The sequence below is a fragment of the Streptomyces sp. NPDC028289 genome (assembly GCF_055565975.1).
The window spans coordinates 663,179-683,325 of record NZ_JBVHTI010000006.1 but is presented as its reverse complement, the minus strand read 5'-3'; the positions used below and the strand labels follow the sequence as shown (position 1 = coordinate 683,325).

12 protein-coding genes are annotated in these 20,147 nt (G+C 74.1%); 6 read left to right on the top strand and 6 right to left on the bottom strand.

Annotated elements, in window-relative coordinates; all coding sequences use genetic code 11:
• Positions 1-4: 4 nt before the first annotated feature.
• Complete coding sequence (gene hglS / locus ACZ4UV_RS32215; RefSeq protein ID WP_451018553.1) at positions 5-1,408, bottom strand: 2-oxoadipate dioxygenase/decarboxylase; 1,404 nt, start codon at positions 1,406-1,408, stop codon at positions 5-7.
• Between the two features lie 281 nt (positions 1,409-1,689).
• On the opposite strand from hglS, the gene ACZ4UV_RS32210 reads away from it, so the two are divergent.
• Together ACZ4UV_RS32210 and ACZ4UV_RS32205 are read left to right on the top strand one after the other, a co-directional pair.
• Positions 1,690-3,867, top strand: a complete 2,178-nt coding sequence (locus ACZ4UV_RS32210) for an MMPL family transporter (protein WP_451018552.1) — start codon at positions 1,690-1,692, stop codon at positions 3,865-3,867.
• Positions 3,868-4,009: 142 nt separating this feature from the next.
• Entirely contained in the window at positions 4,010-4,366 is a 357-nt protein-coding gene (locus ACZ4UV_RS32205) for an ANTAR domain-containing protein (RefSeq protein ID WP_390035481.1), read from the top strand.
• A 196-nt stretch (positions 4,367-4,562) separates the two neighbouring features.
• On the opposite strand, the gene ACZ4UV_RS32200 is transcribed toward ACZ4UV_RS32205, so the two are convergent.
• Positions 4,563-5,714 (bottom strand): glutathione-independent formaldehyde dehydrogenase, encoded by a 1,152-nt coding sequence (locus ACZ4UV_RS32200; protein WP_390035482.1) that lies wholly within the window; start codon positions 5,712-5,714, stop codon positions 4,563-4,565.
• Positions 5,715-6,030: 316 nt separating this feature from the next.
• Here ACZ4UV_RS32200 and ACZ4UV_RS32195 point away from each other — a divergent pair, with 316 nt between their 5' ends.
• The gene (locus ACZ4UV_RS32195; RefSeq protein ID WP_467842608.1) at positions 6,031-13,002 is read left to right on the top strand and encodes an SDR family NAD(P)-dependent oxidoreductase; all 6,972 of its coding nucleotides are present in this window, start codon (positions 6,031-6,033) and stop codon (positions 13,000-13,002) included.
• Positions 13,003-13,035: 33 nt separating this feature from the next.
• Positions 13,036-14,556, top strand: coding sequence for a tryptophan 7-halogenase (locus tag ACZ4UV_RS32190; protein WP_451018550.1), 1,521 nt, complete (start codon positions 13,036-13,038; stop codon positions 14,554-14,556).
• A gap of 27 nt (positions 14,557-14,583) precedes the next feature.
• Here ACZ4UV_RS32190 and ACZ4UV_RS32185 read toward each other — a convergent pair whose 3' ends face one another.
• Positions 14,584-15,813, bottom strand: a complete 1,230-nt coding sequence (locus ACZ4UV_RS32185) for an alpha/beta hydrolase family protein (protein ID WP_467842604.1) — start codon at positions 15,811-15,813, stop codon at positions 14,584-14,586.
• A gap of 196 nt (positions 15,814-16,009) precedes the next feature.
• The gene (locus ACZ4UV_RS32180; RefSeq protein ID WP_467842601.1) at positions 16,010-16,780 is read right to left on the bottom strand and encodes a dienelactone hydrolase family protein; all 771 of its coding nucleotides are present in this window, start codon (positions 16,778-16,780) and stop codon (positions 16,010-16,012) included.
• Between the two features lie 314 nt (positions 16,781-17,094).
• Here ACZ4UV_RS32180 and ACZ4UV_RS32175 point away from each other — a divergent pair, with 314 nt between their 5' ends.
• Positions 17,095-18,291, top strand: a complete 1,197-nt coding sequence (locus ACZ4UV_RS32175; protein ID WP_451018556.1) for an MFS transporter — start codon at positions 17,095-17,097, stop codon at positions 18,289-18,291.
• On the opposite strand, the gene ACZ4UV_RS32170 is transcribed toward ACZ4UV_RS32175, so the two are convergent.
• On the bottom strand, positions 18,269-18,922 hold the full coding sequence (locus ACZ4UV_RS32170) for a dienelactone hydrolase family protein (protein ID WP_451018547.1): 654 nt from the start codon (positions 18,920-18,922) through the stop codon (positions 18,269-18,271). The two genes, ACZ4UV_RS32175 and ACZ4UV_RS32170, sit on opposite strands and share 23 nt — an antisense overlap.
• A 159-nt stretch (positions 18,923-19,081) precedes the next feature.
• Between ACZ4UV_RS32170 and ACZ4UV_RS32165 the strand changes: the two genes are divergently transcribed.
• Positions 19,082-19,558, top strand: a complete 477-nt coding sequence (locus ACZ4UV_RS32165) for an SRPBCC family protein (protein ID WP_451018546.1) — start codon at positions 19,082-19,084, stop codon at positions 19,556-19,558.
• 69 nt (positions 19,559-19,627) lie between these two features.
• Here ACZ4UV_RS32165 and ACZ4UV_RS32160 read toward each other — a convergent pair whose 3' ends face one another.
• Positions 19,628-19,996: a DUF6479 family protein gene (locus ACZ4UV_RS32160; protein WP_451018545.1), complete on the bottom strand. Its 369-nt coding sequence runs from the start codon at positions 19,994-19,996 to the stop codon at positions 19,628-19,630.
• Between the last annotated feature and the right edge of the window lie 151 nt (positions 19,997-20,147).

The window sequence follows — 20,147 nt, the reverse complement described above, 5'->3', positions numbered from 1 at the left end:
GGGGTCAGCGGACGGGGTCGGCGAGGCCGAGGGTCCGGGCGGCCCGGGCGAGGGAGCGGTTCTGCTGCTGCTCGTAGAGGGCGAAGGGGTCGAGGACCTCGCGGCCGATGGCGCCGGAGAGCCGGTCGGCGTCGTAGGCGATGCCCTGCCGGTCGTCGTCGCGGGTGCCCTCGCCGCTGAGGTTGGACTGGAAGATGCCGGCGGCGGAGCGGGGCAGGAAGTCCTCGTAGACGACGGGTTCGGCGTGCACCCAGCCCTGCCGCAGGAGTTCGGCGATGCCGGTGGGCGGTGTGCGGCCGTCGTGCGGCCGGTCGTCGGCGACCCGGTAGGTGAAGTACGCCAGCCCCTGGGCCGCCAGCTCCGCCTCGCTGCCGGGCAGGTGCCGCTCCCAGACGGCGCGCGCGATGTCGGCGCGCGCCGACGTGGGGTGACGGGCCGTCTGTTCGTCGACACGGTCGAGGAGTTCGTCGTACAGGGCGCGCCCCGCCCGGGTGAGGGCGATGCCGCGGGCCTCGACCTCGCCGAAGCGCACCCGCAGGGCGCCGCTGACGACGCTGCCGTCCTCGGTGCGCATCGCGCGCGGTTCGGCCAGGGCGCGGAAGGAGGTCTGGCGCAGCAGGACGTCGGGGCCCTTCCAGGCCGGCGGGCCCTGGATGGTGTCGATCATCTCGATTCCGCGGTCGGTCATCCGGCGGTACAGGTCGTCGATGTCCAGGACGCGGGGGGTGAGGTGGTTGATGTGGGTGCTGCGGACGCCGCCGATGTCGGCGGCGACGGCGGAGACCCGCTCCAGGGTGCGGTACCAGGCGCGGTCCACCGGTTCGGCCGACAACTCGAAGGCGCGCACGGCCAGTCCGAGGAAGCGTTCGGCGTCGTCCGCAGGCAGTCCGCGGTCGGCCGCGGCACGGTCGGCCAGCGTGAGCAGCTCCGGCGGGAAGAGTTCGCGGGCGGCGAGGAAGGCCTCCAGTCGGGCGCGCAGGTCCGCGTCGAAGAAGCGGGGGTCGGCGGGGGTGAGCAGGGAGGTGAACACCCGGAAGGGGTTGCGGGCGAGCTCCTCGCCGTCGACCGGCCGGAAGGCGGTGGAGACGACGGGGACGGGGACGGCGCCGGCCGCGGCGTCCCGCAGGTCGTAGAAGCCGACCGGGTGCATGCCGAGGGCGCCGAAGACGCGGGCGACCTGGTGCAGTTCGCGCGGGGTGCCGACGCGGATGGCGCCGTGCCGTTCGGCGGTGACCCTGCCGATGGAGCCGAGGCGTTCGGCGTCGGCGCCCCGGGTGCGCAGCACGTCCTCGTTGACCTCGCGGGAGACGTCCACCAGCGTGGTGTAGGCGGGGACCTCCCGCCCGTACATCTCCGACAGCCGCGCCGCGAACGCGGCCCGCAGCTGCCATTGACCGGTCGTCGGCATGGTGGGGCCCTTCGGTCGGCGACGGGGCGGCGATCACGTCTTCGATCGTCGCCGACCGGACCGCCGCCGTACAGATGACGGGGCCGCCCGCGGGCGCGGGGAAAAGCGCAGATACACGCGGAGCGGAAAACCCATTGGACCGATCTTCACAGCCGGTCCCTAACATATGGCGTCAAGACAACCAAGCGACCGGCTCGTCGCATGCGGGCCGGTCGGGGTCGCCGATGCCAGGGTCCGCTCCCCGGGCTGCGGTGATCTTCCTACCCAGGAGGACCTTCCGCATGTTCCGACGAATTGGCAGTGCCGTCGTCCGACATCCAGTCTGGACGATCGTGGCATGGCTGATCGCGGCGGTTGCGATCGTCGCCACCGCCCCGAGCCTGCCCTCGAACAGCGACGAGAGCAGCTTCCTGCCCAAGAGTTACGAGTCCATCAAAGCGGCCGATCTCCAGGCGAAGGCGTTCCCCAGCGCCTTCACCCCCTCCGCGATCGCGCTGTACCAGCGCACCGACGGCGGCAAGCTCACCGCCGACGACAAGAAGGACGTCGCCCGGTTCGCCACCGAGCTGGGCGGCAAGCACATCGACCAGGTCCAGAAGGTCGTCCCCGGCCAGCCGTCGAAGGACGGCAGGTACGACCTGATCCTGGTGCAGATGGACAGCAAGAAGGCCGGCCAGCCCGTACAGGCGGACGCGGCCAAGGTGTTGCGCGACGACGTCAAGCAACTGGCCAAGGGTACGCACCTGGAGGTCAAGCTGGGCGGTTCGGCCGCGCAGGCCCTCGACCAGCAGGACTCGTCCAAGCGCGGTCAGGCGCTGATCGGCATCGGCACCTTCGTGATCATCCTGGTGACCCTGCTGATCATCTTCCGGGCGCCGATCCTGGCGTTCCTGCCCCTGGTGGTGATCGGCGTGGTGTCCGCCATCGCCAACGGGCTGATCGCGTACGCCACCAAGCTGTTCGACCTGCAGGCCAACAGTTCCGTGTCGTCGATCCTGATCGTCGTGCTGTTCGGCGTGGGCACGGACTACTTCCTGTTCCTGATGTTCCGGTACCGCGAACGCCTGCGCGCGGGCGACGAACCCAAGGAGGCCATGATCAACGCGGTCGGCCGGGTCGGTGAGGCGATCGCCTCCGCGGCCGGCGCGGTCATCATCGCCTTCCTCGCACTGGTGCTCTCCACGCTGGGCTTCCTGAAGCAGATGGGTCCGGCGCTGGCCATCGCGGTCTCCGTCACCCTGATCGCGGGGTTGACGCTGATCCCGGCCGTGGTCTCGCTCATCGGCCCGAAGGTGTTCTGGCCGTCCAAGTCCTGGCAGCAGGAGCCGGCGAACGCCCGTTTCGCGGCCCTGGGCCGTGGTGTTCAGCGCCGTCCGGGGCTGACCGCGGTGGTCTCCGGCCTGGTCCTGGTCGTGCTGTCGCTGGGCACGCTGGGCTACCACGCCACGTTCGACCTGGCGTCGGGCTCGATGCCCAAGACCAAGGAGTCCATGGTCGTCCAGGACCAGATGCAGAAGGCGTACTCGGCCGGTGCCGCCGCGCCCACCGACGTCTACCTCTCCAGCTCCGACGGCAAGCCGCTGGACGCGTCCTCCTTCGACGCGTACGCGCGGAAGCTGGGGGCCGTGGACGGTGTCGCGAGCGCCCGGATGGCCCAGGTGAACAAGGCCGGTACCACAGCGGACTTCACCGTCACCCTCAAGTACGAGGCGTCCACGGACAAGGCCATAGAGGCCGTGGGCCGGGTGCGGGACGTCGCGCACGCCGGTGCTCCCGAGGGGACCGAGGCGCTCGTCGGAGGCATGTCCTCGATCTACAAGGACATCGACTCCGCGGTCAACCACGACTACCGGACGGTGTTCCCCGTCGCCGCTCTGCTGATCATGGTGATCCTGGGGCTGCTGCTGCGCAGTGTGGTCGCCCCCTGGTACCTGATCGCCTCGGTCGGGCTCGGCTTCGGCGCGACGCTCGGCGCCACGGTCTGGATCTTCCAGGAGGCGCAGAACAAGCCGGGTCTGATGTTCATGCTCCCGGTGATCATGTATCTCTTCGTGGTCGCCATCGGCACGGACTACAACATCCTCATGATCGCCCGGCTCCGTGAGGAGGCCCGCGAGGGCCGGGAGCCGCGCGAGGCGGCCGGCATGGCCCTGCGGCACGCCGGGCCGACGGTGGCCGCGGCGGGCTTCATCCTGGCGGCGACCTTCGCCACGATGATGCTGGCGGGCAACGCGCTGCTCACGGAGATGGGTTTCGCGGTCTCCTTCGGCATCGCGGTGGCCGCGTTCGTCATGGCGATGTTCTTCACCCCGAGCCTCACGGCGCTGATCGGCCACGCCGCCTGGTGGCCGGGCCACGCCGACCGGGCGGAACCGGCGGCGGTCCCGGGCCAGGCAGACGGCGATGCCACGCCGGCGACCGGCGAGGACCGGAACGCTCCGGCGGGGCGCCGCGGCTGAGCGGGTCCGGCGAAGTCCGCTCCGGTTCGGCAGCGCCCCGTCAGGGGCGCGGAGCCTTGGCGGCGCGATTCGGGTCGCGTACGGGTGGGCTCCGGGGGAAGCTGTAGGGCTGACCCCGGTTCCCACCCAGACGAGGCGATTCATGGCGTTCTTCGCGATCTCCCGCACGGAGCCGCTGCGGCTGCTGTCGGCCACCGAGCTGGCCGCCGAGCACGAACGGCTCGCGGCCGAGACCGCCCAGCTGCAGCAGGCCGTCACCTCCCATGCCGTCATCGACCAGGCCATCGGTGCCGTCGTCGCCTACGGCCGGATCCCTCCGGAGGAGGCCTGGAGGGTCCTGCGGGACATGTCCCAGCGCACCAACACCAAGCTGCGCACCCTCGCCGGGCTCGTCCTGAGGCACGCGCAGGGCGAGCCCGTCCCGGACTTCGACCCGGCCGAGCTGCGGCGATCGATCGACCGTTACCTGGCCTGCGGGGACGCCGTGCGGGCCCCCTGACTCGGCAGCACGCGAGGTTTGCGTCACTGTTCGGGCGGACCGGGAGAGTGCTCCCCGGCCCGCCGAGTGGATCACCGCCCTCACCCCGGCTCAGGCCGGGGTGAGCCGGGGCAGGAGGGGACGGCTCCCGCCTGCCGTGACCGGCCCGCCGCGCTTGTGCCGCCGCGCTGTGCCACCGCGCGTGCCGTCGCCGCTGCTACGCCGCGAGAGCGTGCCCGGGGTGCAGGACGACCTTGGTGTAGCCCTCGATCCGCTGGTCGAACTTCTCGTAGGCGCCCGGTGCGTCCTCGAGCGGCAGTTCGTGGGAGACCACGAAGCTGGGCTTGGCCCGCCCCGCGATGATCAGGTCACGCAACTGCCGGTTGTACTGCTTGACGTTGCACTGGCCGGTGCCCATCTGCTGCCCCTTCTCGAACATCCTGCCGATGGACACCAGGAGCTGGCCGTGCTTCGCGTGCTCGTCGGGACCGCCCGGGTCGGACGGGACGTACAGGCCCGGTACGCCGAGCATGCCGGTCGGCCGTACCGTCTCGACGAGGGAGTTCAGGACGACGGCGGGTTCCTCGTGGCTCGCGTCGTGCGCCTGGGCCTGGTAGCCGACGGCGTCGACGCCCTTGTCCGTACCCTCGCCCCGGGTCTGTTCCTTGATCTGTTCCGCCGGGTCGCCCTTGGTGAAGTCGATCGGTATCGCTCCGATCTGCTCGGCCTTGGCGAGCCGCTCGGGCACGCGGTCGACCGAGAACACCTTGGCCGCACCCCGCAGCAGCGCGGAGTACGCGGCCATCAGCCCGACCGGGCCGGCTCCGAAGACGGCGACGCTCTCACCCGGGGACACCCGGGCCAGCTCACAGCCGTGATAGCCGGTCGGGAAGATGTCCGCGAGCAGCACGAAGTCGGTCTCGAACTCGTTGCCCGGCGGCAGCTTCAGGCAGTTGAAGTCGGCGAACGGTACCCGCAGCAGCTCCGCCTGGCCGCCCTTGTAGGGGCCCATGGCCACATAGCCGTAGGCTCCGCCGGCGAAGCCCGGATTCACCGTGAGGCAGAAGCCGGTCTTGCCGGCCAGGCAGTTCTTGCAGAAACCGCAGGCGACGTTGAAGGGCATGACCACACGGTCGCCCTCGGACAACGAGGTCACGCCGGGGCCGGTCTCCTCGACGATGCCGAGGTTCTCGTGGCCGAAGACGATGCCCGCCTCGGCGGCCGTACGCCCCTCGTACATGTGCAGGTCCGACCCGCAGATGGCCGTCGACGTGACCCGTACCAGCACGTCGTTGGGGTGCTGTATCTGCGGATCGTCGACGTCCCTGATCGTGACACTGAAGGGCTTCTCGTAGACAACTGCTTTCACCAGGCTCACCTCCGCGTCGAACACCGGGCTACGGCGGACCACGGACCGAGGCCTGGCCATGGGAAACAGCCGGGACAGAGCCCCCGGTCCGTGCCACAACCCTGGGCGCTCTTGCTTCACCATCGGGTACTTCCAGAAAACGCCGGTCGCGCGGGCGCTGCAACCCCGGCCCCGGCAGCGCCCTCCTACTGGGAAAGTGCCCGGCCCAGCGAGCCGCGTACGTCTGCGGTGCGGCCGTCCGTAGGGTCGCCAACAGGGATGGTGGGCAAGGTTGTTGCACCGAGGGGGCCTGGTGGGAGTGGAGCGGGCGTTTGCCGTGCGGCCCGTTGCGGAGTTGCTCGTCGAGAACTCCGTGCGCTACGGCGGGAAGGTCGCCTTCGCCGATGACCGGCGAGCGGTGGGCTGGGCCGAGCTGGAGCGCAGAACCGGTCGGTTGGCGGCCGGGCTGGAGGTGGGCCGCACGGCCCGGGTGGCCTTCTGCCTGGGCGACGGCGTGGAGCTGGTCGAGGGGCTGCTCGCCACGGTGCGGGCCGGTGCCGTCGGGGTGCCGCTGAGCTCCCGTGCCACCGACGCCGAACTCGCCGAACTGCTGGCCGACTGCGGTCCGGCCGTGCTGGTCACCGACCGGCACAATCTGCCACGGATCACGCGGCTGACGGCCGGACAGCCCGTCCGGCTGCTGGTCACCGGCGAGGGACCGGTGCCCGACGGGGTGGCCGCATGGGAGGCGCTGGCCACCCGGCCGTCGTCCGCTCCCGCCGACGACCTCGGTCTGGACGAGCCGGCCTGGCTGCTCTACACGTCCGGGACCTCCGGTACCGGCAGGGCCGCGGTCTCCAGCCAGCGGTCGGCACTGTGGTCCTCGGCGGCCTGCTATCTGCCGCGGCTCGGGCTGTCGGCGGCGGACCGCGTCCTGTGGCCGCTGCCCCTCTCGCACACCTACGCCCACTCGCTCTGCGTCCTCGGCACCACCATGGCCGGGGCGAGCGCCCGGATCACCGCGACCCCGGAACCGGCCGCCCTGGTCCGGCTGGTCGAGGAGTACGCACCGACCGTCCTGGCCGGGGTCCCCCTCACCTACCGGCGGTTGCTGGACGCCGGTCTGGGGGCCGTGCCCTCGCTGCGGCTGTGCGTCACGGCCGGCGCGCCCAGCGACCCGGAGCTGCGGGGGGAGGCCGAAGCACGGTTCGGTGCCCCGCTGCTGGACGGCTACGGCAGTACCGAGACCTGCGGCAAGATCGCCGTGGAGTCGCCCGCCGGGCCACGGGTGCCCGGCAGCAGCGGGCTGCCGCTGCCCGGCATGGAGGTCCGGATCGTCCCGGCGGAGGGGGCCGGCGAGGACGGCGAGATCTGGGTTCGCGGCCCCGGCGTCATGCTCGGCTACCACGACCGGCCCGAGGAGACCGCCGCCGCCCTGCGCGACGGCTGGTACCGCACCGGTGACCTGGGCCGGCTGGACGAGCACGGATTTCTGACCGTCACCGGGCGGGCGGGCGACCGTATCGTGCGCGGCGGCGAGAACGTCGACCCGGCCGAGGTGGAGCGGGTGCTGTGCGGGCTGCCCGGCGTGCGGGACGCGGCCGTGGTCGGGCGGGCCCATCCCCTGCTCGGTGAGGTTCCGGTGGCGTTCGTGGTGCCGGACCGCCCGGGCCTCGATCCGGCGCCGTTGCTGCGTGCCTGTGCCGCGGTGCTCTCGGCGCACAAGGTGCCCGAGGAGGTGCTGCCGATCCCGGCGGTACCGCGCACCTCCGGCGGCAAGCCGCGCCGGGCCCTGCTGCGGCGGGCGCTCGCCGACCGCCCGGCCGATCCGGGACTCGCCGAACTGGCCGGGCGCACGCCCGGTGAGCGGCGGGCCGCGCTGACCGACCTGGTGTGCGCGGAGACGGCGGCGGTCCGGGGCGGCGCCGCCGATCCGGGCGCGGCGTTCGCCGATCTCGGCCTGACGTCGATGGACGCCATGAACCTGTGGCACCGGCTCGGCACCCGCACCGGGCTGCGGCTGCCGGCGACGCTGGTGTGGGACCACCCGAACCCGGCCGCGGTCGCCGCCCACCTGGACGCGCTGCTGCACGGGACGGCGGGGGCCGCACCGGACGGCACGGCCGACACCGCGCGCGACGAGACGGCCCGCACCGCGCGGAACGCGACGGCCAGCACCGCGCCACGGGGTGCTCCGGAGGCCGGAGCCCAGGCCTTGGCCGAGACCGACGCTGAAACCGGGGCCGGGACCGACGCTGAGGCCGTGGCGATCGTGGCGGCCGGCTGCCGCTTCCCCGGCGGAGTGAGCTCCCCCGAGGACCTCTGGCGGCTGGTGGCCGAAGGGCGCGACGCCACCCGCGAGTTCCCGGCCGACCGGGGCTGGGACCTGGCGTCGCTGCACCATCCCGACCCCGACCGGCCCGGGACGACGTACACGCGCCGCGGCGGGTTCCTCGACTCGATCGCCGACTTCGACCCGCTGTTCTTCGGCATGTCGCCCCGCGAGGCGCTGGCCACCGATCCCCAGCAGCGGCTGCTGCTGGAGGTCGCCTGGGAGACCTTCGAACGGGCCGGTGTCCCGGCGCCGGAGCTGCGCGGCACCGACACCGGCGTGTTCGTCGGCCTGATGCACGCCGGGGGGTACGGCCGCGGAGCGGCGCCCAGCGAGCTGGAGGCCCAGCTCGGCATCGGCTCGTCGCCGAGCGTGGCGTCCGGCCGGATCGCCTACACCCTGGGGCTGCGCGGCCCGGCGCTGACCCTGGACACGGCGTGTTCGTCCTCGCTGGTGGCGCTGGACCTGGCGGCCCGGTCGCTGCGCGCCGGGGAGTGTGCGCTGGCGCTGGCGGGCGGGGTGACGGTGCTGTCGAATCCGCAGCCGTTCGTCGTGTTCAGCCGGCTGCGCGGGCTGTCGCCGGACGGGCGCTGCCGGTCGTTCGCCGCGGGCGCGGACGGCACCGCCTGGGCCGAGGGCGTCGGGCTGGTGCTGCTGGAACGACTGTCGGACGCCCGCCGCAACGGCCATCCGGTGCTGGCGGTGCTGCGCGGTTCCGCCGTCAACTCGGACGGCGCGTCGAACGGCCTGACCGCCCCCAACGGCGCGGCACAGCGGGACCTGATCCGGCGGGCGCTGGCCGACGCGGGGCTGGACGCATCCGACGTCGACGCGGTCGAGGGGCACGGCACGGGCACCGCGCTCGGCGACCCGATCGAGGCCGGCGCCCTGCTCGCGACCTACGGACGGCGCCGTGACCCCGCCGACCCGGTCTGGCTGGGCTCGGTGAAGTCGAACCTGGGGCACACCCAGGCGGCGTCGGGGGTAGCGGGCCTGATCAAGATGATCGAGGCGATGCGCCACGCCGAACTGCCCGCCTCGCTGTACGCGGAGCAGCCCTCGCCGCACGTCGACTGGTCCGGCGGTGCAGTACGGCTGCTCGACCGGCCCCGCCCGTGGCCGCGCCGCGACCGTCCGCGCCGGGCGGCGGTCTCGTCGTTCGGTATCGGCGGCACCAACGCCCACGTGATCATCGAGGAGCCGGCGGAGGCCGATGCGGAGGCCGGGACGGCGGCTGCCTGCGAGGCTCCCAGCGCGCCGCCGCCCAGTCGGCTGCCGGTCATGCCCTGGCTGGTCGGCGGGGGTGACGAGGCCGGGCTGCGCGCGCATGCCGCGAGGCTGGCGGCCGAACTGGCCGACGTACGGGAGGACGCGGCCGCCTTGGACGTCGCGTTCTCGCTGGCCACGACCCGGGCGCCGCTGACGCACCGGGCGGCCGTCCTGGCCCCGGACGCCGAAGGGCTGCTCAGCGGGTTGCGTGACCTGGCGGCCGGCGCGGACGGTCCGGCACTGCTGCGGGGCACCGCACGCCCCCGCCCGAAGGTGGCCCTCCTCTTCCCCGGCCAGGGAGCCCAGCGTGCCGGGATGGGCCGCGACCTGCGGGCGGTCTTCCCCGCCTTCGACGCGGCGTTCACCGGTCTGTGCGAGGAGTTCACCCCGTGGCTGGACCGCCCCCTGCTGGAGGCGGTCGACGACCCGGGCCTGCTGGACCGTACCGACTACGCCCAACCCGCGCTGTTCGCCTACGCGGTGGCCCTGCACACCCTCCTCGACGGCTTCGGCGTACGGCCGGACCGGCTGGTCGGGCACTCCGTCGGCGAACTGGCCGCCGCGCATGTCGCCGGGGTGTTCTCCCGTGCCGACGCGGTACGGCTGGTCGCCGCGCGGGGCCGGCTGATGGCGGCCCTGCCCGCCGGCGGCGCGATGATCGCGGTCCGGGCACCGCTGGCCGAGGTCACACCGCTGCTCGACGGGGTGCCCGGCCGGGCCGTCTCGGTCGCGGCGGTCAACGGGCCGGAGTCGGTCGTGCTCTCGGGGCCCGAGGACGCGGTGACGGCGCTGGCCGCCGCCGTCGGACGGCCGCAGCGGCGGCTGCGGGTCAGCCACGCCTTCCACTCGCCGCTGCTGGACCCGGTGCTGGTCGAATACCGTGCGGTCGCCGAGTCGGTGACCTACCGGCGGCCGTCCGTGCCGGTCGTGTCCACGCTCACCGGACGCGCGGAGACGGATGCGCTCGCGACCACCGGGCACTGGGTGCGGCAGGCGCGGGAGACGGTCCGGTTCGCCGACGCGGTGGGCGTGCTCGCCGACGACGGCGTCACGGCCTTCGTCGAGGCCGGGCCGTCCGCCGCGCTCGGCGCGGCGGCCGAGGAGTGCGTCGGGCCGGACGGGGGTGCTGTGTTCGCGTCGTGCGGTGACGCCCGGACGACGGTCGAGGCGCTGGCCGCGCTGCATGTGCACGGGGCCGGGGTGGACTGGCGGTCGGTGTACGCCGGCTCCGGTGCCCGGCGGCGTCCGCTGCCCACCCATCCCTTCCGGCGGCAGCGCTACTGGCTGGACGCCGCCCGGCACGGGAGCGGGTCCGGCCATCCCCTCCTCGGCGAGCCGGTGCCCGATGCCGAGGGGCCCGCGACCCGGCACACCTCCGTACTGTCCCTGGACCGCCATCCCTGGCTGGCCGACCACGTGATCGGCGGCCGGGTGGTGGTGCCCGCGACCGTCTTCGCCGAGCTGGCGGCCCGGGCCGACGGCTCCGCCGGGCCGGTGCGGCTGGCCGAGCTGGCCCTCCACGCCCCGTTCGTCCTCGCTCCGGGGCCGGGGGCGCAGGTGCAGGTGGTGGCCGGGGCCCCGGACGGGGCGGGCGGGCGGCCGGTCACCGTCTGGGGCCGGGCGGCCGACACGCCGGGCCCGTGGACCCGGCACGCCACCGCGACGACCGCCCCGGCCGAGGCACCGGCCGAGGACGCCACCGGCGCCTGGCCACCGGTGGGCGCCGAACGGATCGGCGTCGGCTACGAGCGCCTCGCCGGCCACGGCCATCGTTACGGCCCCGCCTTCCGTGCGGTGACCGCGCTGTGGCACCGCGACGGCGAGACCTTCGCCGAACTGGCGCTGCCGCCCGGGGAAGCGGCGGCCGCGCGGTCGTACACCCTGCACCCGGCCCTGTTCGACGCGGCGCTGCACGCCGCGCTGCTGGCCGAGGAGCCGGGTGAGCCGAGGGCGCCGGTCACCTGTTCCGGGGTGACGGTGTACGCGACCGGTGCCGCCGCGGCGCGCGCGGCCGTACGGCGGCTGGGCCCGGACGAGTTCCGGGTCACCCTCACCGACGCGGCCGGACTGCCGTTGGCCACCGTGGAGTCCGTGGTCACCCGGGCGCTTCCGGCGACCGCGCGACCGCCGGCCGAGACCTACCGTCTCGCCTGGCGGCCGGTGCCCCCGGTCGGCACCGCGAGCCCGGAGCACGAGTTGCTCGACATGGCGGAACTGGCCGCCGCCCTGCCCCCGGACGCTGCCCTGCCCGACCGGGTGCGCGGGCTGCTCGACGCCGTGCTGGAGCGGGTGCGGGGCTGGACCGCCGGCGCGCGGCCGGGCAGGCTGCTGGTGCTCACCGGGAACGCCACCGGAGACGCCCCCGACCTGGCCGAGGCCGCCGTCGCCGGGCTCGTCCGCAGCGCCGGGTCGGAGCATCCCGGCCGGATCGTACTGATCGACCGGCAGGGCGCCGCGGCCACGCCCACGGCCCTGGCGGCGGCACTGCGCACCGGCGAGCCGGAACTCGCCCTGCGCGACGGTGCCGCCCTGGCGCCCCGGCTGACCCTCGCCGATCCGCCGGCCGCCGAGGCCGCCCGCCTGGATCCCGAAGGGACCGTGCTCGTCACCGGCGGCACCGGCGCGCTCGGGGCGAGTCTGGCCCGCTACCTGGTCGCCGACCGCGGGGTCCGGCATCTGCTGCTGGCCGGCCGCGGCGGGAAGGTCCCGGACTGGGCGGGCGGACTCGCCGCCGACGTACGCGTGGTGGCGTGCGACGTGAGCGACCGGGCGTCCGTGGAGGCGCTGGTCGCGTCCTGCCGGCCGCCGCTCACCGCGGTCTTCCACCTGGCCGGGGTGGTGGACGACGGCGTGACCGACGCGATGACGCCCGAGCGGCTCGCGACCGTGCTCGCGCCGAAGGCGGACGGTGCCTGGCATCTGCACGAGGCGACGAAGGGCCTCGGCCTGGCCGCCTTCGTGCTCTACTCCTCGGCCGCGGGCGTGCTGGGCAGGCCGGGGCAGTCGAACTACGCCGCCGCGAACGGGTTCCTCGACGCGCTCGCCCGGTACCGGGTGGCCCGCGGCCTGCCCGCGCAGTCGCTGGCCTGGGGGCCGTGGACCACGGACGGCGCGCGGGGCATGGCGGGCCGGGTGGCGCCGGACCGGCTGCGGGAGGGCGGTGTGCTGCCCGTCGACGAGCGGGAGGGCGTCGCCCTCCTCGATGCCGCGCTGCGCACCCCGGAACCGGTCCTGGTGCCGGTACCGCTGGACCTGCGGGCCGCGGCGGGACCGGGCGCGCCACCCGTCCTCGCCGACCTGGTGCCGCGCGGCCCGGCCCCGGCCGACGCGGCACCCCCGGACGGCGCGGCACGGACGCCCGGTGCCTGGCGGGAGCGGCTCGCCGCCGTCGCGCCGCCCCGACGCGAGCCCCTGCTGGCCGAGTTGATCCGCGCCGAGATCGCGGCGGTCCTGGGCTTCACGGACCCGTCCGCCCTCCCCGTCGAACGCTCCTTCGACGAGCTGGGCTTCGACTCCCTGTCCGCCGTGCAGGTCCGCAACCGGCTCAGCGCGTTCATCCGGATCCGCCTGTCACCCACCGTCGTGCTGGAGTACCCGACGCTGCCCGAGCTGACGGCCCACGTCCACGGGGTGCTGCTCGACGCGGGCGCCCTGCCGGGAGCGGAGGCCGCCGCGACGGCGGGCCGCCGTGCCCGCCCGTCCCAGTGACCATGCCGGTCCGTTCGGAAGAGGAGTTGCCTGATGACGTCGCGAGACGAGAGGCGCGAGGACGACGAGTACGGGGGGCGCGGGGAGTACGACCTGATCGTCGTCGGCGGCGGGCCGGCCGGGTCGACCGCGGCGACGGCCGTGGCCCGGCGCGGGCACCGGGTGCTCGTACTGGAGCGGGAGACCTTCCCCCGCTACCAGATCGGCGAGTCGCTGCTGCCCGCCACCGTCCACGGCCTGTGCCGCCTCCTCGGTGTCGCCGACGAGGTCGCGGCGGCCGGGTTCACCCTCAAGCGTGGCGGGACGCTGCGCTGGGGCCGGGATCCGGAGCCCTGGCAGTTCTCCTTCGCGACGACACCGCGACTGCCGGAGCCGACCGCGACCGCCTTCCAGGTGGAGCGCTCCCGGTTCGACGAGATCCTGCTGCGCAACGCCGAACGCGCCGGCGCCGAGGTACGGGAGGGCAGTCCGGTACGCCGGGCGCTCACCGTGGGCGAGCGGGTGCGGGGTGTCGAGTACGCCGACCGGGACGGCACCCCGCGCACCGCGCACGCCCGCTTCGTCATCGACGCGTCCGGCAACACCAGCCGGGTCCACGGCCGGGTGGGCGGGGCACGGGTGTACTCGGACTTCTTCCGCAACCTCGCCGTGTTCGGCTACTACGCGGGCGGCCGGCGCCTGCCGGCGCCGAACGACGGCAACATCTTCTGCGCCGCGTTCGACGCCGGCTGGCTCTGGTACATCCCGCTGCGCGACGACCTGACCAGCGTCGGTGCCGTCATCTCGCCGGAGCACTACGCGGCCGTCCAGAACGACCCGCGTGCCGCGTGGCAGGACATGATCAAGGCCTGTCCCGAGGTGGGCCGGCTGCTCACGGACGTACCGGTCGCGACGGAGCCGCCGTACGACCGGGTCCGGGTGCGCAAGGACTACTCCTACTGGAAGACGTCCCTGTGGACCCCGGGCATGGCGCTGGTCGGCGACGCCGCCTGCTTCGTGGACCCGGTGCTCTCGTCGGGTGTCCATCTGGCCACCTACGGCGCCCTGCTGGCGGCCCGCGCGGTGAACGCGGCCCTGGAGGGCACCGTGCCGGAGGAGCGCGGCTTCGCCGAGTTCGAGGCGCGCTACCGCCGGGAGTACGGGGTGTTCTACGAGTTCCTCGTCGCGTTCTACGACATGGAGCGGGACGAGGACTCGTACTTCTGGTCGGCGAAGAAGATCACCCGGGTGGACGTCGGGGAGGCCGCCGCCTTCGCCGAGCTGGCCGGCGGCGTGGCGTCGGGTGACACCGGGATTCCCGCCGCGGGCGGGCTCGGCGTGCGGTGGAGCGCTTCGGCGGCCGAACTGGACGGCGCGGTGGGCCGGTTGGCTGCCGCCGACGACCGCTCGAACCCGCTGCTGAGCACCCGGGTCGTCGCCGAGACCTTCCGCACCGGCAACGACCTCCAGGAGCAGGCCCTGTACGGCGCCCCGCTGGACGGCCCGGGCCCGTCGCCGTCCGGACCCGGCCGGCTCGGGGTCACCGAGGACGGTCTGTCCTGGCTCCCCTCCTGACACCGGCGGGCCCGGGCGGACGGGCGCTCACCGGTCGAAGGAACGCACCTCCGGCGCAGGAACCGACGGGCCTGCTGCCCCCCGGCCGCGCAGCCGGCGGTCGAAGAAGGAGGCGAGGCAGAGCCGTTCGACGGGGATCGCGCGGGCCGGGGCGATGGTGCCGATGTTCTTCACGACCGTCTTCCGGGGCAGCCCGAGCCGGCGGGCGATCTGCGGGATCATCGCCGCCTCGTCGGTGAACGTGGCGTGTTCGGCGCCGCGCAGGGTCAGGCCCTCGCGCGGGCCGTGGCTGTGCCGCCACAGGGAGTTCCAGGACGGGACGGTGCTCAGGTCGTTGCCGTCCTTGCCGACCAGCAGGAAGGGCCGGTCGAGCCCCTCGGCGGCGACGGTGGAGAGATGGCCCGAGTCGCCGTCGTCCTGGACGTAGGCGACCACGCCGTCCAGGTTGGCCCCGGCCGCGATGCGCCGGTCGTCGTGCATCGTCTGCAGGGCGGTGAAGCCTCCTGCCGAGTGGCCGAACATGCCGATGCGGTCCAGGTCCAGCGTGCCGCGCAGCTCGCGGGGCAGCGCTCGCGGCAACGCGCCGAGCAGGAAGCGGGTGTCGGCCACCCGTACGTCGATCGTCTTCTTCAGGAGCGCCCTGATGCGCTTCTTGTCCGGGTAGGCCTTGTCGTACTCGGCGGGCAGCACGGTGCGTTCGACGCGGCCGCCGGGGAACTGCACGGCCGTGGCGTCGTAGGTGTGGTCGAGCATCACCACGACGTAGCCGCGGGAGGCGAGGTCGTCGCAGAGGGTGGTGCCGAGGGAGCGCGGGTCGCCGGTACCGGGTGAGTAGCAGACGACCGGGTACGGGCCGCGGTCCCGGTCGGCGGGCGCGTCCTCGTGGGCGTGGGTTCGGGTGGCCGCCCAGTCGACCTGGTCGGCGGGCACGTCGGCGAGGTTGTTGACGGCGGCGAAGCCGGCCGCCTCTCCCGGCAGCATCTGCGGTGCCCGGGGGTGGCCGCCGAGGCCCCGCGCCGGGTAGCGGATGCTGATCATCAGCTCCCGGTACGGCTGTGCGGTGATCCAGGGATCGGCGCGTGCCGTGTCGACGAGGCGCAGGGAGACCGTCCCCACCGGACACGGGCCGCCGGGCGTGGGCAGGGTCAGCCGCACCGGCCCTGCCGTGCGCGGCGCGGCCGACGCGGTGCGCGCGGAGACGGCGGACAGGGCGGTGGCGGCGACGGCCGACAGCAGGGCGGTACGGCGGGTGAGCAAGGCAGGCCTCCTTGGCTGCACGGACGGCGCGTGACCGTGCGGACCGTGCGTGGTCGGCGACTCCTGCCAGCTTTGTGGACGGGCCGGGCCGTCACCATCCGGCAGGCCTGCTGTCACCCCGGGGGGCTAGCCCTACGCCCGTCCCCGCCACCGGGAGACGGGAGCGCCCGGCGGGCTGCCGGGCGCCGACGGGCCGTCAGCTCAGGGCCGGTACCGGCAGGGACCGGGTGAGGTGGCGGGCGAAGAAGCGGGCCGCGCTGTCGGCCTCGAACCGCGGGTGTTCCTTGTGCCTGCCCGCGTTGGCGTGCAGGGTCTTCTCCTCGGAGGCGAAGGCGTCGAACAGTGCGAGACCGGCCTCGCGCGGGATGTGTTCGTCGTCCCACTGGAGATGGAACTGGACCGGGACGGTGATCCGCCGTGCCGTCGCGGCCAGGGCGTCGGGCCAGTGGAGGCCGAAGACGGCGGCGGTGATCCTCGGATCGGCCGCCGTCAGCGGTACCCCGATGGCGGTGGCCATGTTGAGGCCGTAGTAGCCCACCGGTCCGTCGGCGCCGATCTGCGGAAGCTCCTGGAGGGCGTCCAGGGTCGCCTGCCAGTCGGGCACGGCACGTTCGGCGAGGTGGGCGTTGTAGCGGACGACGACAGGGCCTTCCGGCTCGCCCGCCTCCCGGGCCCGGAAGAGCGCGGCGATCTCCTGCTCGTCGTGCGCCGTGCGCGGCCGGTCGCCGTGGCCGGGCGCGTCGATGCAGGCGACGTGGAACCCGCAGCCGTTCACGATCCGGTGGGCGCGGCCGGGCATCGCCGGCCACTTCTTGTGGGTGCCGCCGCCGTGACCCATCAGGACCAGGGGCGCTCGGTCGGAGGCGGACGCGGGCGACCAGAGCACGCCGGGGATCCCGGCCACGGTGAAGTCGCGTTCCACGACGCCGTTCGACGACGTCTCGGCGGTGAACTGAAGAGAATCCATGGGGTGCTGCCTTTCGGGACGGCCTTGTCGTTCAGGCGCTCCCGGCGACACCTACGTCAATCGCCCGACCGTGACGGAGCGAGGGAGCACCCACTCGGATACAGCGTTCATGGGTCTCACCTCCTCGTCCGGCGTCACGGTCCCCCCGACGCTACGCATCGGGGGCACGCGCGTCCACCGGATTTCTCCCGCCCCTCGTCCGTTCGTCCAAGGGTCGCCGATCTTTGTCCATGGACGGAGCATCCGTCGGCGGCGAGGGTCGGTGCATGGGTGAATCCGCGGTCGAGGACAGGCACCCGCCGGTGCGGGGACGGATGCCGGGCGGGCTGGTCGCGCTGGCGTTGGGCGGGTTCGGCATCGGGCTGACCGAGTTCCTGATCGCCGGGCTGCTGCCGCAGGTGGCGTCGGGTTTCGCGGTGTCGGAGGCGGCCGCGGGCCGGCTGGTCTCCGGGTACGCGCTGAGTGTCGCCGTCGGCGCGATCGTCCTCACCGCCGCGACGGCACGGCTGCCCCGCAAGCGGGTCCTGGTCGGGCTGGTGGTGTTGTTCGTCGTCGGCAACCTGCTGTCCGCGGCCGCGCCCACGTACGCCGTGCTGCTGCTCGGGCGGATCGTCGCCGCCCTGTGCCACGGCTCGTTCTTCGGCGTCGGCTCGCTCGTCGCCCGCGGTCTGGTCGCTCCGGAGCGGAAGTCCCGGGCGGTGGCCGTCATGTTCGCCGGGCTGACGTTCGCGAACGTGCTGGGTGTGCCGTTCGGGGCGTTGGTGGGCGAGCGCTGGGGATGGCGGGCGGCGTTCTGGGCCGTCACCGCGATCGGCGTGCTCGCGCTGGCCGGCATCGTCGCCCTCGTCCCCGCCGGAGCGGGTGCGGTGCCCGGGAACGCGGCGGGCGGCGGACTGCGGGAGCAGGTGCGCGCGTTCCGGTCCGCGCAGGTGTGGCTCACCCTCACCGCCACCGGGCTCGGCTACGGCGGGATGTTCGGGGCGTTCAGCTACATCGCCTACACCTTCACCGAGGTCGGCGGGTTCTCCTCGGACGACGTCGCCTGGCTGCTCATGGTGTACGGCGTCGGCCTGGTCGTCGGGAACGTGGTCGGCGGCCGGGCGGCGGACCGGGACCGGGACCGCGCGCTGGTTCTCGCGCTGCTCGGACTGACCGTCACCCTGGCCGTGTTCGGTCTGCTGGCCGGCAGTGCCGCGGCGTCGGTGGTGCTGGTGTTCCTGATGGGGGTGGCCGGGTTCGCCGCCGTGCCCGGCATGATCACTCGGGTGACCGATGCCGCAGGGGGCGCGGCGCTGGCCGCGAGCGCCAACGTGTCCGCGTCCAACGTCGGCAACGCCCTCGGCGCGTGGCTCGGCGGCCTGGCCATCACCGCCGGCCTCGGCTACACGGCGCCCCTGTACACCGGCGCCGCGCTCACCCTGGCCGCCCTGATCGTCATGGTCGCCGCCGCGCGCCGGGGCGTGTCCCCCGCCGAGCGGCGCGGCGGTGTCAGACCGGCAGATGGCGGGTGAACCAGTCGCGGGCCAGGTGGGCGGCGCGCTCCAGGGTGCCGGGCTCCTCGAACAGGTGGGTCGCGCCGGGGACGACCTCGAGCCGGGTCTCGCCCGGGATCTGCCGCGCCGCCGCCTGGTTCAGCCGCAGGACCTCCGGGTCCCGTTCGCCGACGATCAGGAGGGTCGGCCGGCGGACCGACGCCAGCGCGTCCGCGGCCAGATCCGGCCGACCGCCCCGGCTGACGACCGCGCGGACCGTGTCCGGACGCCCGGAGGCGGCGACGAGGGCGGCCGCGGCGCCCGTGCTGGCGCCGAACAGCCCGCATCCCAGGCCCGCGGCGGGCTCGTACTCCCGGAGCCAGTCGGCCAGGTCGGTCAGGCGGGCGGCGAGCAGGCCGATGTCGAAGCGCAGTGCCGCCGTGACCGCGTCGGTTCTCTCCTCCTCGCGAGTGAGCAGGTCGGCGAGCACGGTGCCGATCCCGGCCGTGTACAGCTCGCCGGCGACGAAGCGGTTGCGGGGGCTGTGCCGGCTGCTGCCGCTGCCGTGCGCGAACAGCACGATCCCCTTGGCCGCCGCGGGGACGGCCGTGTCGGCGTCGAGCCACACCCCATTGGCGGGTATCCGCACGCTCTCCATGACCGCGTTCACGATCCCTCCTCACCTGCGGGTTCGCCCACCGGCCCGGGTCCGGGACCCCCTCGGGTGATTCCCCCGACGGATGCGGGTACCCGTCGGTGGTGCGAATGCGAACCAAACGCATGAAGCATGCCTGAACGGTTCATACCCTCGCGGACAAGGGAGGAACAGATGAGCACGGTCAAGGAATCCGTGGACGTCGGCGTCCCGATCCACACGGCCTACGACCAATGGACCCAGTTCGGGGACTTCCCGAGCTTCATGGAGGGCGTCGACGAGGTCACGCAGCTCGACGACCGGCACAACCACTGGACCACCAGCATCGGCGGCGTGCGGCGCGAGTTCGACACCGAGATCGTCGACCAGCTGCCGGACGACCGGATCACCTGGCGGACCATCGACGGCGACACCCGTCAGCGCGGGTCCGTCCGCTTCGAGCCCCTGGACCCGACCCACACCAGGGTCGAGCTGACGATGGACATCGAGCCCTCCGGGATGGCCGAGAAGGGCGCGGACGCGCTCGGCATGATCGACCGGCGGGTCAAGGGGGACCTGCACCGCTTCAAGGACTTCATCGAGCAGCGCGGCGCCGAGAGCGGCGCCTGGCGCGGCCGCATCCGGCCCGGCGACCCCGGCGGCCTCCACTGACGACGACCGAGGACGGCGGTACACCCAGGAACCCCGGACCCGCGCGGCGGGCCCGGGGTCTCCCGTCGGTCACTTCGCGCCGCCGCCCCCGCCGCCGAAGGATCCGCTGGAGCCGGGCTGCCAGCGCGGGCGGGCCTTGCCGGCATTGGGCCTGCTGGGAGCGTTCCCGAGCTGGTACGGGGTGAGACGCTCGCCGCCGTCCGCCGCCCGGGGCACCTCGTTCGGCTCGCGCATGCTCCGCTCCTCGCGCACCGGCCCGGACTCGGGCAGCCTCGGCTGCTCCGAGCGCCGGGGCGGTGCCGACTCGCGCCGCCGCACCCCGATGCCGAGGCGTACGGCGCCCATCAGCGCGGCCGTGACGAGCACACCGCAGACGACGATGACGACCATTCCCGCCACCGAGCCGGCGGCGGCCAGTTGCTCCAGTGCTGTGTCCATCAGCGCCGGGTACCCGCCACCCGGCATCGAATGCCCGGCGGCGAGGCGTGGCGGAGCCGGTCTTCGGCGGGTCACCGGTAGCGTCGCCCACAGCCGACACATCCCATCCGTCCGCTATGCCGGTTTCATCGTCGCGGGCGGCGGTCGCGGC

Excerpts from the sequence above, each read along its gene's own strand:
- hglS (WP_451018553.1), bottom strand. The coding sequence starts at position 1,408 with ATGCCGACGACCGGTCAATGGCAGCTGCGGGCCGCGTTCGCGGCGCGG.
- ACZ4UV_RS32210 (WP_451018552.1), top strand. The coding sequence starts at position 1,690 with ATGTTCCGACGAATTGGCAGTGCCGTCGTCCGACATCCAGTCTGGACG.
- ACZ4UV_RS32205 (WP_390035481.1), top strand. The coding sequence starts at position 4,010 with ATGGCGTTCTTCGCGATCTCCCGCACGGAGCCGCTGCGGCTGCTGTCG.
- ACZ4UV_RS32190 (WP_451018550.1), top strand. The coding sequence starts at position 13,036 with ATGACGTCGCGAGACGAGAGGCGCGAGGACGACGAGTACGGGGGGCGC.
- ACZ4UV_RS32180 (WP_467842601.1), bottom strand. The coding sequence starts at position 16,780 with ATGGATTCTCTTCAGTTCACCGCCGAGACGTCGTCGAACGGCGTCGTG.
- ACZ4UV_RS32175 (WP_451018556.1), top strand. The coding sequence starts at position 17,095 with ATGCCGGGCGGGCTGGTCGCGCTGGCGTTGGGCGGGTTCGGCATCGGG.
- ACZ4UV_RS32165 (WP_451018546.1), top strand. The coding sequence starts at position 19,082 with ATGAGCACGGTCAAGGAATCCGTGGACGTCGGCGTCCCGATCCACACG.
- ACZ4UV_RS32160 (WP_451018545.1), bottom strand. The coding sequence starts at position 19,996 with ATGGACACAGCACTGGAGCAACTGGCCGCCGCCGGCTCGGTGGCGGGA.